At 59.5% G+C, this 14,546-nt stretch carries 13 protein-coding genes; 1 reads left to right on the forward strand and 12 read right to left on the reverse strand.

What is annotated here, in order from left to right; genetic code table 11:
- Positions 1-2 precede the first annotated feature (2 nt).
- Entirely contained in the window at positions 3-605 is a 603-nt protein-coding gene (locus MHX61_RS07670; protein ID WP_204609088.1) for an FxsA family protein, read from the reverse strand.
- Between the two features lie 85 nt (positions 606-690).
- Here MHX61_RS07670 and MHX61_RS07675 point away from each other — a divergent pair, with 85 nt between their 5' ends.
- Positions 691-1,476 (forward strand): precorrin-3B synthase, encoded by a 786-nt coding sequence (locus MHX61_RS07675; protein ID WP_239193919.1) that lies wholly within the window; start codon positions 691-693, stop codon positions 1,474-1,476.
- Positions 1,477-1,490: 14 nt separating this feature from the next.
- Here MHX61_RS07675 and MHX61_RS07680 read toward each other — a convergent pair whose 3' ends face one another.
- The 11 genes from MHX61_RS07680 to arc form a co-directional block, all read right to left on the reverse strand.
- Positions 1,491-2,237 (reverse strand): SDR family oxidoreductase, encoded by a 747-nt coding sequence (locus tag MHX61_RS07680; RefSeq protein WP_239193920.1) that lies wholly within the window; start codon positions 2,235-2,237, stop codon positions 1,491-1,493.
- Positions 2,237-3,364 (reverse strand): Xaa-Pro peptidase family protein, encoded by a 1,128-nt coding sequence (locus MHX61_RS07685; RefSeq protein WP_239193921.1) that lies wholly within the window; start codon positions 3,362-3,364, stop codon positions 2,237-2,239. Before MHX61_RS07685 ends, MHX61_RS07680 begins: the two co-directional genes overlap by 1 nt.
- A 32-nt stretch (positions 3,365-3,396) precedes the next feature.
- Positions 3,397-6,213 (reverse strand): RNA helicase, encoded by a 2,817-nt coding sequence (locus tag MHX61_RS07690; protein ID WP_239193922.1) that lies wholly within the window; start codon positions 6,211-6,213, stop codon positions 3,397-3,399.
- Between the two features lie 21 nt (positions 6,214-6,234).
- Entirely contained in the window at positions 6,235-7,329 is a 1,095-nt protein-coding gene (gene tatC, locus MHX61_RS07695; protein WP_005324772.1) for a twin-arginine translocase subunit TatC, read from the reverse strand.
- Between the two features lie 108 nt (positions 7,330-7,437).
- Positions 7,438-7,701 carry a Sec-independent protein translocase subunit TatA gene (gene tatA, locus MHX61_RS07700; RefSeq protein ID WP_005324774.1) on the reverse strand — a complete coding sequence of 88 codons (264 nt, stop codon included), beginning with the start codon at positions 7,699-7,701 and terminating at the stop codon, positions 7,438-7,440.
- A gap of 97 nt (positions 7,702-7,798) precedes the next feature.
- Positions 7,799-8,755 (reverse strand): YafY family protein, encoded by a 957-nt coding sequence (locus tag MHX61_RS07705; RefSeq protein ID WP_239193923.1) that lies wholly within the window; start codon positions 8,753-8,755, stop codon positions 7,799-7,801.
- 2 nt (positions 8,756-8,757) lie between these two features.
- Positions 8,758-9,744: a YafY family protein gene (locus MHX61_RS07710; protein ID WP_239193924.1), complete on the reverse strand. Its 987-nt coding sequence runs from the start codon at positions 9,742-9,744 to the stop codon at positions 8,758-8,760.
- A 36-nt stretch (positions 9,745-9,780) separates the two neighbouring features.
- Complete coding sequence (gene pafA, locus MHX61_RS07715) at positions 9,781-11,160, reverse strand: Pup--protein ligase (RefSeq protein ID WP_239193957.1); 1,380 nt, start codon at positions 11,158-11,160, stop codon at positions 9,781-9,783.
- 38 nt (positions 11,161-11,198) lie between these two features.
- Positions 11,199-11,390, reverse strand: a complete 192-nt coding sequence (locus tag MHX61_RS07720) for a ubiquitin-like protein Pup (protein ID WP_239193925.1) — start codon at positions 11,388-11,390, stop codon at positions 11,199-11,201.
- 44 nt (positions 11,391-11,434) lie between these two features.
- Positions 11,435-12,967, reverse strand: coding sequence for a depupylase/deamidase Dop (gene dop / locus MHX61_RS07725; protein WP_239193926.1), 1,533 nt, complete (start codon positions 12,965-12,967; stop codon positions 11,435-11,437).
- Positions 12,964-14,529, reverse strand: coding sequence for a proteasome ATPase (arc, locus tag MHX61_RS07730; RefSeq protein WP_239193928.1), 1,566 nt, complete (start codon positions 14,527-14,529; stop codon positions 12,964-12,966). The genes dop and arc overlap by 4 nt, the downstream gene beginning before the upstream one ends.
- Positions 14,530-14,546 lie beyond the last annotated feature (17 nt).

Below are 14,546 nucleotides of genomic sequence, written 5' to 3' on the forward strand. Positions count from 1 at the left end.
CACTAGCTCTTTCCACCTTTGGACTCGCCACCGGAGGGTCCGAAGTCATCTGGATCCAGGTTTTCGCTCCAACGGCGGATCTCTTCCTCATCCAACACCTCATGCGGGCCAGCATCCTGCGCGCTGGGGTGCCCACTTTGTGTTGCTTGGCCACGACCAAAGGAGCCAAAGTCGCCATAAGAATCGTGCTGCTGTGCCATTGGGGTGGCCTCGTAGATCTTAACGCCCATGTTTTCGATCTTGCGGTACAAGGAGGCCGCCATCATCGTGCGGAAAATGGCGCGGGTCGGCGAGAAGATCAAGAGGGCTCCGAGGATCGTCGTCAAGAAGCCCGGCAAAGAAAGCAACATGCCGCCTACCAAGGTAAGGCCCACATTGCTGGCGGTCTTGCCCACATTGTCGCCGCGCACGACGTACGTACCGTCCCCTGTGCGTTCGACCTGCTTTCCCATCAAGCGGCGCACTTCAATGCCAGCGATGGACATTCCGAAGAACATGGTGACAAAGAGTGCGATAAGCGCCCAGCCAACACCGATCCATTGAGAGACGGCCCAGAAGGTCAGGGTCTCTGCGACCATGTAGAGAGCAAAATACATAAACGGCATGGCCTAAGTCTAACGAGGCAGACTGATAAAGTGCTGGCAACACTCATGCGCGAAGCTGCAGCCGCGGCAGGTTAAACTAGTGCGCATGTTTACTCCTGCGCTTTTTGAAGACCCCCAGTACGGCACGTGCATCCGCATCCACGTTGCCGGCGGCAGCACCCACGCCCAGGATTGGGTCACTTTGGCGCAGTGCGCCAGTGCTGTTGCGGATGGGTATGTCTACATCGGCCGGTTCTCCGCAATCGAGTTGCGCGGCATTAAGGATGCGGAGGCACTCAATCAGCAGCTCCAGGAGTTGCGATTGCGCGCCACGGCGATGCCGGTACTGGCTTCGCCTTTGTCGGCGGAGGCCAAGCACACGGCCCAGGATATCGCGGCTGAGCTAGGAGCGGCGGAAGGCGGTCCCGGACTGGCCGTTATCGCCCACGACGACGTACCGACCGGCGCGGCTGCAGTCAGCCTTAGCATCGACGGGGACGGAGGGCTGCGCCTTGAGCGTTCCCCGCTTGGCGACGCCCCCTCTGCCCCACTGACTCCACAGGCTGCTGCCCAGCACTATGAGAAGGTGCTCCAGCACGCGGATTCCGCTGAGCACAAGTCTTCCGCCTTGGCAGAACCCGGACCCATTGGCTGGTTAGATGATCATTTGCCTGCGGGCGTAGTTGACCTCGGCGCGGGCGTGCACCGCGGCGCCATCCCTGCTGAGTTTGCGCAGCTCATCGGCCAGTTAGAGGTTGACATCACCGTCACCCCGTGGGGCGGATTAGTCTTTCACAATATTGCCGAGGGCGATGCCGAAGTGGTACTGCGAGTACTCGCCCCACGCGGTTTTATTTTCGATATCAACTCTCCCCTGCTGCGCGCAGAGTAAAAAGAACGCAGGATCTAGCGCGGCATGTGCCGCCATATTGGGCGCGGTACAAGCCGCATGACCCACGCGAGGCCCTGCAGAGCCCGAGGAATCCACACGGTGCGCGAACGCGGCTTACCGCGCCGTGCATCGCGGTCAATACAACCGACAACTACCTCGGCCACATCTGCCGGACGCACAGAAAGCGGGGCCGGCTTCATTCCTTCGGTCATGCTGCCGATGACAAAGCCAGGACGCGCGGTAATAAGGCCTACCTGGCTGCCGTGCAGCTTGTCCGCCAGCCCCTGACAAAATGCATCAAGACCGGCCTTGGTAGATCCGTACACGTAGTTTGCCCGGCGGGCCCTCCAGCCTGCTATCGAGGAAAAGGCGACGATATGGCCGCGGTGCATACGCTGGGAAACGAGTGTAAGCAGTGAAATCTGCGCGGCATAATCGATTGTGGCGATGTCGACCGCGTGGGAAGCATCGCGTTCCGCCCGCTGCTGATCGCCCAAGATGCCGAAGGCTACAACGGCAAGCTCGAGGGGGCCTGCCAGCTCTATGGCGCGATCGACCACACCGGCATGGGACGGAAAATCTGCGGCGTCGAAATCAAGCAGATGGACGCTGCGCGCACCCGCCGCCCGGAGCTGGTCTTCCACGCCTTCCATACCGTGGGTGCCTCGAGCGGCGAGCACAATATCTTGGCCTGGGGCTACTCTCCTAGCGATTTCTCCGCCGATATCGCTACGGCCGCCCAGAATCAGTACGCCAGCCATTAACGGACGTCACGCGGAGCTTGGTTCAGGGGCTCGTAGCCATCGTTGGTAAGCACCACGATGTCTTCCAAACGCATACCCCACTTGCCTTCCAAGTAAATACCCGGCTCAATGGAAAAGGCCATGCCCTCTTCCAAGGCGAGATCGTTGCCTTCCATGATGAAGGGCTCCTCGTGCGTGGACAGGCCGATGCCATGTCCGGTGCGGTGGACAAAGTAGTCGCCCCAGCCTGCTGCAGAGATCGCCTGGCGGGTGATGGCATCGATGTCTGCGGCGGTGCTGCCGGGGTGGGCTGCGGCGCGGGCGGCAGCTTGGGCGTCGGCAAGCACGGCATAGGCATCCTGGAAATCCCGCGGAGCCTTGGAAATATCTCCGCCCACTACGTAGGTGCGGGTGCAATCGGAGTGGTAGCCGGAAGGCAAAGTGCCTCCGATATCGACGACGACTGGCTCGCCCTCAGCCAACACGCGATCCGAAAAGCTATGGTGCGGGTTGGCGGCATTGGGGCCCGATCCGACGATGACGAAATCGATAACGGAATGCTCCTGCAGGATGAGCTTTTCCAGTTCGTGGGCCACCTCGGCCTCGGTGCGGCCGGCCTGCAAAAGCTGTGGTACCTGCGCGTGGACCGCGTCGATGGCATGGCCAGCCTTGCGCAGCTCAGCAATCTCAGCCTCATCCTTGCGGGTAAAGAGCTCGGCCAATGCATAAGTGGCCAGTTCATAGCTGGCGTGTGGAAGCAGCTCTTGGAAACGCAGCACGTGGTCTGCCGTCAGCGACTGTCCCAGCGCTACCTTGCCTAGTCCGTCGCCTGCGCCACGCAGTGCAAGCTCATAAGGATTTTCTCCGTCATTCCAGCCACGCAACTCCACATCCAGCTCACCTACTGGTGCAGCCTTGATATCGGTGATATCGGTATTGGGCGCGGCGATCCATGCATTGCCCTGCTGCGGCACAACCAAGACCGTCAAGCGTTCGTGGGAAGAAACCCAAGAGCCGGTGAGGTAGGCAAAGTCTGGCCCCGTGCCAATGAGGAGCAGATCGATGCCCTTGTCTGCAGCCGCCTTTTGGGCGGCGTGCAGACGCTGGGCGTAGACATCAGCGGAAAAAGTCTGAGTATCAGTCATGCCTCAGAGTCTACTCGTCCGCGCCGCGGAGATTAGGCGCCAATGGCTACGACACCGCGCTGAATTGCGTCGATGGCCCGGCGGGCGTTGCGCTGATTTTCGCCGTCGTACCCCGTTTTAGCCACTTGTTGCAGCAGGTCGATGACTTGGCGGCACCAACGGACAAAATCACCCGGGGTGAGCTCGGCGCCGGCTTCGTTTGCCGCAGCCATGCAGTAGCCCAAGGGTGCGCCGGCCGCCCATTGGTGTACCGCCAAGGCGAATCCGGCCTCTGGTTCACGGGTGGGCGGCAGCCGGTGGCGCTGCTCATCCGCGGTGAGTTCGGTGTACACGCGCCACGTGGCATTCATAGCGTCAGCCATGCGTTCGGTGGCGGCTTCCGGTTGCCCACTGGTGGCCTTGCGGTTTTCGAAACAGCACAGGGAGGCAACGCCTGCAAGCTCAGCGGGATCGAGTTCATCCCAAATTCCGCGCTTGAGGCATTGGGCGACGAGCAGATCGGATTCGCTGTGAATTTTGGCAAGGCGTTCGCCTTCTTCGGTGATGACCGGCGTGCGGTCCGCGCCAGCCCCGGTGAACTCGACGTAGTCCATTTCTGCGAGGAGATCCACAATGCGCTCGAAGGTGCGGCCCAAGGTATCCGTAGCCTTATTGACCTTGGATTGCAGCTTGTCCCGATCACGCTCGCGCCGTGCAAGCTTTTGCGCCAGGCCCGCCAGCTGTTCGCGGTCAGTAGCCGGCCAATCGTGAGCTGGATGACCACGCAGTGCGTCGCGCAACTGCCCCACTCGCTTATTAGGCCGGGCGCGGGTGTGCGACTTCATGCGCTTGGGCCGGTCGAAGTGTTCGCGGTGCAAAACATCTTGCACATATCGGGTATTGCGGCGCGGATTCTTGCGCACCGGCTTGGGGATCTTGATGCTACCGACTTGGATCGGTGGGTTATTGATTCCGGCTGCATCGATACGTCCCGACCACCCGGACTCAGTGGTAATCCACGGGCGGGGATCCGCGGTTTGGTTAGCGGGAGTAACAACCGCGGCGAGAATTGGACGCTTCTTGCCGGGCATGGCAATAACATCGCCCAGCTGCAGGCGCCCCAGTACCGCGATAACCTCTTGGTTTCGTTGATTGGCACTATCGATTTTTGATTGCTTTTCCTCCGCTGTGAGCTCGCGGCGCAGGCGGACATAGTCCATGAGAACCTCGGCGGGATCTTCCCCGTCTTTAGCAGGTGGTGCAAGCGACGCCACGGCATCATCGAGCTGGTTGCGCAGTTCTCGCACGCGATGCTCGGCGCGTTCAATCTCGCGCGTTTCCTCCACGACGGAGCCATCGGCCTGGAACTGTGCGAAGGACTTTTCCAACAAACGCAGAGATTCCTCGAAGCCGAGCATTCCCAGCAAATTGATCGCCATATTGTAACCCGGTGCAAAAGTGGAAATGAGAGGATACGTACGGGTAGAAGCAAGGCCAGCTACTTGACGCGGATCCATGGCGGGGGCCCATTGCACTACTGCATTGCCCAAGGTATCGATGCCACGGCGTCCTGCCCGGCCAGTCAGCTGCGTGTACTGGCCTGGGGTGAGATCGACGTGCGCCTCACCATTGAACTTGATGAGCTTTTCTAGCACCACGGTGCGCGCCGGCATATTGATGCCGAGAGCAAGCGTTTCAGTAGCGAACACGGCACGGACGAGGCCGCGTACGAATAGGTCTTCCACGATGTGCCGGAACGCGGGCAGCATGCCCGCATGGTGTGCGGCAAAGCCACGCGACAGGGCTTCGCGCCAGCGCTTAAAGTCTAGGACCTGCAGATCTTCTTCAGGGATACCTTCCACACCCGCATCGACGATGTCTTTAATCTGCTGTGCTTCCTCCTGGGAGGTCAGCACCATGCGGCTGCGCAGGCACTGATAAAGAGCGCCATCGCAGCCGGCGCGGGAGAAAATGAAGGTGATTGCTGGAAGCATGTCCTGCGATTGCAATACCTTCAGTACCTCTGGGCGGCCCAAGGGGCGATAGCGATCCTGCTGCCGGGCGGCGCCGGAGCGCCCCCTTCCCTTACCGTGGAACTCGCTGCGCCCGCCACCCTTGTGACGCGCACGCGCACGAAAGCCCTTGCCAGACTTATAGTCCGCGCGACCATCGTCCGTATCGCCGGCTTCGAGGCGCTGGATCCTACGCTCTAGCTCAGCGTTGACCTGTCCGCCAGATTCTGGCTCGAAGAGCGGATAAATCTTGCGCCCCAGCATCATCCATTGGTCGAGCGGAACTGGGCGGTGTTCGGAGACGATGACGGTGGTATCGCCGCGCACGGTAGAAAGCCAATCGCCGAATTCTTCCGAATTGGACACGGTAGCAGATAGGCCAATGATGGAGACATGATCCGCGAGGTTGAGGATGACCTCTTCCCACACTGCGCCGCGGGAGGCATCAGCCAAAAAGTGGATCTCATCCATGACTACGTGGGTCAGGCGATCGAGGGCCGCGGATTCTGCGTAAATCATATTGCGTAGCACCTCTGTGGTCATGACGACGATCTCTGCATCAGAGTTGATCGATACGTCACCGGTGAGCAGGCCTACGGCTTCTTCGCCATGCTCTTCCACCAAGTCGTGGTACTTCTGGTTGCTCAAGGCTTTAATCGGCGTCGTATAAAAGCACTTGGTTCCCCGGCTCAGTGCCAAGGAAACCGCAAATTCACCCACGATGGTTTTGCCGGCGCCAGTCGGCGCGCAGACCAGTACGCCGTGACCGTTTTCCACGGCCTGGCAGCCCTTTACCTGGAACTCATCCAACGGGTATGGCAGGGCTGCGGTAAAAGAATCCAGATGAGTTTCAGTCATGACTCCCCAGGCTACCCGTGCCTAAAGGACATCGTCGAAAAAGCCGCCGCTTGTCGACGGAGCGTTCTTGCCACCGGTGGTCCACGTCTGCTGCGGCTGCTGCTGTGCCTGTTGTACTGGATGTGAAACGGGCTGAGAGGGTCCCGGTGAAGGGCTTACTCTGCTCGGCGCCTCGACAGGAGTTGGCCCTCCAACGGCTTGTGGTGCAGCGCCAAGCGGCGAAGCAGTCTCATCATCGAGATCCATCCACTCGGGGCGTTCGCGCTGCATGCGCTTATCGTGGAGGCGGCAGAACTGGAATGCGATCTCGATGAGCAAGATGAGTGAACCAGCCAGTACCACCATCGAGAAAGGATCCTGGCCTGGGGTGACGAAGGCGGCGAAAATCATCACGACGACAATGATGATGCGACGCTTGTCTTTGACGTGTTCATACTCGAGCACGCCAATAAGGTTCAGGGACACGATAAGCAGTGGGATTTCAAAGCTGATGCCAAAGATGAGCAGCAGGGCCAGGAGAAAGTAGAAATATCGCTCACCGGTCAGGGCCGCTGTTTGGTACTCGGCGCCGATACCCATGAGGAATTCCAAACCCACGGACAAGATGAAATAGGCCAGCACGGCACCGGCAACGAATAGGCCCACCGCGGCGCTGACAAAGCTCAACGTGTAGCGGCGCTCGTTCTTATGGAGACCTGGCACAACGAAGGCCCAGACCTGATACAGCCACACCGGAGAAGACAATACGGTGCCGGCCAAGGCACCTACTTTTAGGCGCAACAGGAGCATTTCAAACGGGCTGGTGGCCAATAGTCGGCACTCGCCGTCCGCACTGAAGGATGCTCGCTTATCGGGGGGCAGCGCACAATACGGCTCTCGTAGAATTTCACCCAACGGAGACAGCCCGAATGGTGCTCGCTGGTACCAAATGAACCCAATGATGGCCCCGACGACAACCGCTAGCACGGAAATAATGATGCGGCGGCGCAGCTCCTGCAGGTGCTCCACCAAGGTCATCTCCCCGGTGGGGTTCTTCTGCTTGCGCGAAAAGCGCAGCTTACCCTTCACGCTCTTGCTTGCCTTCTGGGGAGACAGAGGCTGTGACTGTGACGACATCAGTGTGGCTCTTTCAACGCAAAGAAGCGAACACTTCCCTACTGCACGGATTGCGGGTGCATATCCGCGCGCTGCAGGGGTGTTCGCGCGACGACAGGTTAGGGGCGTTTACTGCTGAGTATTGGTGTTGTTCTGCTGGCCCGGCTGCATGTCTGGTCGGTTCCAGAATTCCTCATCGGACTGCTGCTTCTGGTTCAGCTGCGCCTGAGACTGAGAACGCTGGGCATCCTCGGAATGCATCTCATTGACCTCAGACTTGAAGATGCGCGCGGAACGGCCAATAGAGCGTGCCAATTCCGGCAACTTCTTTGCACCGAATAGCAAGACGATGGCAAGAACGATCAGGCCGATTTCCATAGGTCCTAGGCTCATGGAGAAACCTCTTTCGACTAGTGCACCAGCATGCCAGGAAGCATCACCGCCAACTTATGTGCCGGCGGGCGGGCGCAGTGAACGGGCAAGTAACTGGCTATTGAGTATAGCCGCTCAACGCGGTGTTTCCTCGCTCCGCAATGAGATTTACTACGGATTGAGGAGCCACTACCCGCAACCTATCAGCTTGACCAAGGGCAAAGCGAATAAGCCAATCCACTGATCCCATTGGCATCGTTGCAGCTACTTCCCCATTTCCTAAGTCTTCACCTAGGCGCATGTCGTAATACTCAGCCAGCCACGTGAATTCTTGGTTAATTGCTAGTTGCACGGTGTCCCCATCGCCCAAATTAAAGGGTGAAGAGGCATCAAAGTCGAGGTCTTTTAAGTGCGGTTGGGATTTTTCCTCCACGATGCGAGCCTTACTAATGCGGTCGATGCGGAAGGTGCGATGCGCTTGCTTTGTTTCCTCCCAAGCGGCCACGTAGGGCTCAGAATCGACGATGAAAATGCGGGCTGGGTCCACCACCCTCTCGGATTCAGCATTTGAGGAAGCGCTCCAGTAACGCAGCCGTACCCGCTTTCTTTCGTTGACCGCTTGGGTCAAAAGTGCCTGGATATCCGTCTCTTCTGGGGCGGGAGTAGACAGCGACTCATAGATGGCGACTGTCTTTTCGTCCATGATGCCGCGTAGCTTAGCGGCGGCGGATTCGACAGCGTGGGCGTCGATTAGCCCGGGCATCGCCTGCAAGGACTCCAGGGTAAGGAGCAAAGCACCGGCTTCCGTCGGGGTAAGGCGCAGCGCTTGGCTCAAGCCCTGATCGTTGTGAATGGTTACCCCATCGCGATAACTGAAGGTGAGATCAATGAGATCCTCGGTATTGCGCCCAGTACCGGAACAAAAGAGCCGATCGAGGGCTTCTTTCAATTCGCCAGGATCCATACCCAAATCTTTGGCCGCTTCCATGGGCGTCTTGTCTGGGTGATTTTTGAAGTATGGAATCAGATTCAAAGAGCGCACGAGCGCCTGAAGCTTTAGTGATCCATCAGCCATGTCTAGCCTTCCTCCTGCGATTGCGACACCCTGCGTAAAAGGGAGATGACCTCTTGGCGTACCCCGACTGGTTCGAGCACCTGTACCTCTGGGGCGTAGCCGGCCGCAGTCCGCACAAGCCAGTCCTTATCTACCTTCTGCAGCAATACCGTGCCATCGGGTTGTACCTCGCCGGCATCTAAAAGCTCTCGCGCCTGCCCCTCTGGGATGACCAGGCGGGCATCGATCTTTTCCCCGCGTTGCAGTGCACGCTCTACCAATACCTGCAAATCTTCAGTTGGATTGGGGTGCTCCGCGGGATCGTGCGAGCGTTTGATGTCAGAGACGCGGAGGGCGCGAAAGACGCGCGGTTCGTTGCGGTCCACATCGAATCCAACGAGGTAGATACGACTGTCCCGGTTGACCACTCCCCACGGGTCCATGACACGGCGTACCGGCTCAGTAGCCGGATTAGCACGGTAGGAAAACGTAATGCGGAGCTGATTGCGCACCGCAGCGAGCACCGCGGTGATGATTTCTGGGGCAAGTCGCGTGATGTCATTGACCGCCGTGTATACCGGTGCGCCTGCGAGGTTGCGGGAGGCGCCGCTAGCAGCAATCTTTGTCCAACCCGACAGGGAAAAATCGCTTAAGCCGCCGGTGGTACCCACGCCTCCTGCAATACCTAGAACCATGGCCTCCTCAGGGGAAAACTCCACCGGAGGAAGCTGATAACTGCTCGAGTCAAGGCGATAACGCGCACCATCTTCGCTACCGGAATGCACAATGGGCACCCCGGCGCGCTGGAGGGTTGCGATATCTCGTGCCAGTGATTTGGCGAAGGCTTCATCTGATTTATCGCCGTATCCTGCTACATGGCGGCGAATCCAGGAGGCGGTGCGGTCCGGGCTACCGCCGGAGTTTGCGGCGCCTTGTAGCGCGAAAGAGAGGTTGGTGAGTCTTTCTACCGCCTCATCATGCCGTTTCGGCGCGGGGTTGTGCGTTGCCACGTGTTGTGTTGTCTCCCTGGTGCGGCTCGTGTGCTTCTAGCTGTGGTGTAGACGCATATAGTCTAGCAACGCCTCGACCCGATCATCGTCGGCCACGAAGGGGTCTAGGAGCTCCTCGGTGCGCGGCTCTGGGCGGTTGACCTTGAGGCGCGTCCAGTCAACGGTGACGTTGGCCCCGAGGCTACGCGCAGCGGCAAGGAACTGGCCGCGCAGCGCAGCACGGGTGGTGGCAGGCGCTGTGTCCATGGCTCGTTCGATTTCGGAGTCTGTGATCCAGCGTTCGATAAGGCCCTTGCGCAGCAAGACATGGTAGAGCCCGCGGCTCGGACGGATATCGTGATAGGTCATATCAATCTGGGCGAGCTTGGGGTGTCCCCAGTGACCGCCTAGCCGTGCGCGGTAGCGCTCGAGCAGTCCCAATTTAATGACCCAGTCGATTTCTCGGTCCACTCCGGAGAAGTCTTGAGTCTCAATGGCGTGCAGCGTGCGCTGCCAGAGATCCACCACGCGCCGCATTTCTGCCGTGGGAGTTCCGGCGTCTTCGCGTTCTTCCAACCATTGGGTTGCGCGCTGGCACAGTTGCTGTTGGACCTCGAGCGCGGTGACGGATCCCCCTCCTGCGAGTGGTAGTTCGGTCAAACCCGTCATATCGCGCGCGATGGCGCGGATATGGTGAATGGGTTTTTCGATGTCGAACTCCGGCAACTCAAATCCTGCCTCCAGCATTTCCAAGATGAGCAGCGTGGAGCCAACCTTTAGCGCCATGGTTGGTTCGGCCATAGTGGAATCGCCCACGATGACGTGCATGCGGCGGAAGCGTTTGGAATCGCCGTGTGGTTCATCCCGGGTATTGATGATGGGGCGCGAGCGGGTGGTGGCAGAAGATACGCCCTCCCACACCTGGTCCGCGCGCTGCGAGAGCAGGAATTGGGCGGGCTTATCGCCCTTTGCGGGCTGCACCATGCCGGCGCCGCAGATGAGCTGGCGGGTAATAAGGAACGGCAAGAGCGCCAGCCCCAAGTCCTTGAGCACCATGAGGCGGCTAATGAGGTAGTTTTCGTGGCAGCCAAAAGAATTGCCGGCCGAGTCCACGTTGTTCTTAAACAGGTACACAGCGCGCGGGTGACCCTCGGCGGCAAAGGCCTGTTCAGCTTGTTCGCCCAGCCGGTTGACTATGGCATCGCCAGCGCATTCATAGGCCAAAAGCTGGCTCAAGCTATCGCACTCAGCGGTGGCTACCTCGGGGTGAGAGCCGACATCGAGGTACAGGCGGCTCGCGTTGGTGGAAAAGATATTAGAGGAAGAATGTTCCTGGACGATGGGCCGGAAAAGCACGCGCGTCACTTCATCGGGGCTCAGGGCGCGTTCTCTTGGGCCCGCGCTGGTGGTTAAGCCATATTCCGTCTCGATGCCCATGATGCGACGGGTGAAGACAGGGTGCTGGTCACTCACCCTTACTGCCCGCCCTTTTGAACATAAGAGCGCACGAATTCCTCGGCGTTGTTTTCTAGCAGCCCATCGATCTCATCGAGCAATTCATCGGTGCCGGTGGTATTGATGCTTAGCTGCGTAGAGCTAAATTCCTCATCTCCGGTGGAGTCATCGCCGCCATTGCCGCCAGTGACCTGGGACTGGTGAGTAGACATAGGAAGGAAGTCCTTTCTTTGGCTTCTGCCTAAATGCTTGGTTATTAATTACGGTACTCGGGCTGAATCCCGCTGTCAGTGAGTCCCTGGAGGAGTTCCTCCACCGTACGTGCGGCGTCGATGATCTCCTTGCACTGGGCGAGGGTCAGGCCGGTGGTCTCATCCATCGGAACCGTGGCCCAGGGCGCCGCGGTTGCCTCGCCTACCCGCACCGTGAGGCTTTGCCAGCTCGCGGCAATGATGTCCTCGCCGAATTTCTGCGTCACTCGGCCGCGGAAATACGCCCGAGTGTCCTCTGGCGGAATGGTGGCGGCGTCTTCAATCTCTGCAGCGCTAAAGAGCTGCCGCATCTGACCTTTACGCACCAGCGCGTGATGGAGCGATTTGGCAGGATCAATCTCCGCATACTGCAGGTCAATGAGCCGCAGCTTTGGGTCTGCCGGATCGATACCGCGGTCAAGGTAGCCCTTGATCAGGCGATACTTCGCCACCCAATCCAACAGGTGCGCGGCCTGCATCGGATCTTCCGCAAGAAGCGCGACTGCCTCGTCCCAGGCCGCGAGAACCTTATGGTCTGCGTCGGTGCGTGGGATGACGCGGTTTCGGTATTCGGCGAGGATTTCTAGGGCGGTGAGCTGGCGGGCGTCGGCAAGCTCGAGGCGATGCTGAAGGCTGAGATCGCGGCTGACGCGCGGGACCTCCGCCACGGCATCCTGCAAGCGGAGATCGCTAAAGTCCACGCCCTGCTCAATCGCATCGAGCACCAGCGAGGTCATGCCCAGTTTGAGCAGCGTCGAGGTCTGCGACATATTCGCGTCTCCGATGATGACGTGGAGGCGCCCATAGTCCGCGTGCACCGCATGCGGCTCGTCGCGGGTATTGATGATGCCGCGATTGAGGGTAGTTTCCAGCGAGATTTCCTGCTCAATATAGTCAGCGCGCTGAGAGATCTGGAAGCCCGGCTCCTCGCCAAACTCGCCGATCCCCATGCGCCCGGCACCGATGACTACCTGGCGGGCCACGAAAAACGGGATAAGGGCCTGCGCCATAGTGTCAAAATCCGTGGCACGGGAGTACTGATAGTTCTCGTGCGAGCCATAAGACGCGCCCTTGCCGTCCACGTTGTTCTTATAGAAACGCAAGGCAGGGCACGGGTCATGGTTGGCAAGGACAGACTTCCCTTGCTCAGTAAGGCCGGCTACGGCCGCGGCAGACTGCAGGAGCGTGGCGTCCCCTGCGGCGTCGTAAAGCGTGGCATCCCAGGCATTGGTGCACTCTGGGCCGGAATATTCCGGGTGGGCGTGGTCGACATAGAAACGCGCGCCATTGGCCGTGACTACATTGGCCACCCCGATGGCGTTGGGGTCCACCACGGGAACTGTCTGGTAGCGCTTGAGATCGAAACCGCGGGAATCGCGCAGCGGGTGCTCCTCGGCAAAGTCCCACCGCGAGCGCGCCCCAGTGTGCATAGCGGCATAAACTACCACCGCGTGCGTGGAAGAAATGATGGGCGAATACTCCGGCAGCTCCGGGGTGGCAATGCCGTACTCGGTCTCGGTACCTACTACGCGGCTCATGCGCTCCTCCTGGCGGTCAGTAGCTCCACCCGCTCAACGCGGGCACCAGCATGGTCTTGGGAGATGATCTTGGTCCACTCCTCTGGGTTGGTAGAGGTGGGCACGTACTCGGATTCGGCGCGCTCGGCCGCGATGGCCTGGAGCAAATGCTGCTTGGCGATGCCCCCTTCACGCTCGCCTATCCCCTGCTCACTGCCCGCACGCTGCTGCAGTTCGTCCTTAATAGCCAGCTTCTTGGCGCGGGAGAGGATATTGGCAATCATCGCGCCGGAGACAAAGTCCCGGTAGTGCAATACCTCGCGCTCGCCGCTGGAAAAGTGCAGCTGCACAAAGGGGCGATCGGCATAGAGCTCGTCCACCGCGGCGGCGATGAGCTCCTCTAGCGTGCCCTGGTGCGGCACGGATTCTGCAAAGTGGCGTGCAAAGATCTCGCGGGCGCCCTCTTTATTCGGCCGGTTGACTCGGATCTTGATATCCAGCCGGCCGGGGCGCATGATGGCGGGATCGATGAGCTCCTCGCGGTTGGTGGCACCGATGACTATCACATTGGATAGGCTTTCTACTCCGTCGAGTTCAGTGAGCAGCTGCGGCACTACCGTGGTTTCCATATCCGAAGACACGCCTGAGCCACGGGTGCGGAAGATGGATTCCATCTCATCAAAGAAGATGACCACCGGACGGTCGGAACTCAGCTGGGCTAGTTCACGGGCGCGCTCAAAGATGAGGCGGATGCGGCGTTCCGTCTCACCTACATACTTATTGAGCAACTCTGGGCCCTTGACATTGAGGAAGTAACTCGGCCCATCACTGCCCAGTTGCTGCGCCAAGGAATGGGCCACGGCCTTGGCGATGAGCGTCTTACCGCACCCAGGCGGGCCATAGAGGAGGACGCCCTTAGGCGGCTGTAGCTCGTAGTGGTGATAGAGGTCCGGATGGATAAACGGCAGTTCTACGGAATCGCGGATCTGGGAAATCTGCTCGTCTAATCCGCCGATGTCCTCGTAGCGCACATCGGGGACCTCCTCAAGGGAGAGCTGGGAGACCTCCGTCTTTTCCACCTTTTCCAGCGCGATGGCAGCCTTGGGATCAACGAGCACGATTTCGCCTGCTGCCACGCGGGTTTCCTCGCGCAGTTCCTGCGATAGCAGCACCACTTTTTCTTCGCCGGAGGAATTTGCCACGATGAGGCGTTGATGCCCTAAGCGCTCTACCACGGTGGCGAGCTCGCCCGTGCGCCCGGGTGCGCAGCCTTCTACCACTACGAAGCCATCGCCCAAGCGAACCTGCTGGCCGGCCACTAGGCTGCCTGGTTCCACATTGGGAGAAACCTTAAGCTGCATCACGCGGCCGTTGGTGTAGACCTCCGCGGTGGTTCCCACCTCGCTGTGGGTAGGCGAATAGCCTAAGAAAACGCCGTAGGTCGATGCCGGCTCAGCCAGCGCGTTAAGCTCCGCAAAAAGCTGTTCGAGCTTCCCACGCGATTCTTTTAATAAGCCCGCCAACTTCTGATTGCGGGCAGCAAGCTGGCTGATCTGCCGCTTATAGTCCGTGGCTTCATCCATGCCCACTACTCTAACGC

The sequence above is a fragment of the Corynebacterium sp. ACRPF genome (assembly GCF_022347395.1).
Taxonomy (GTDB): Bacteria; Actinomycetota; Actinomycetes; order Mycobacteriales; family Mycobacteriaceae; genus Corynebacterium; species Corynebacterium tuberculostearicum_D.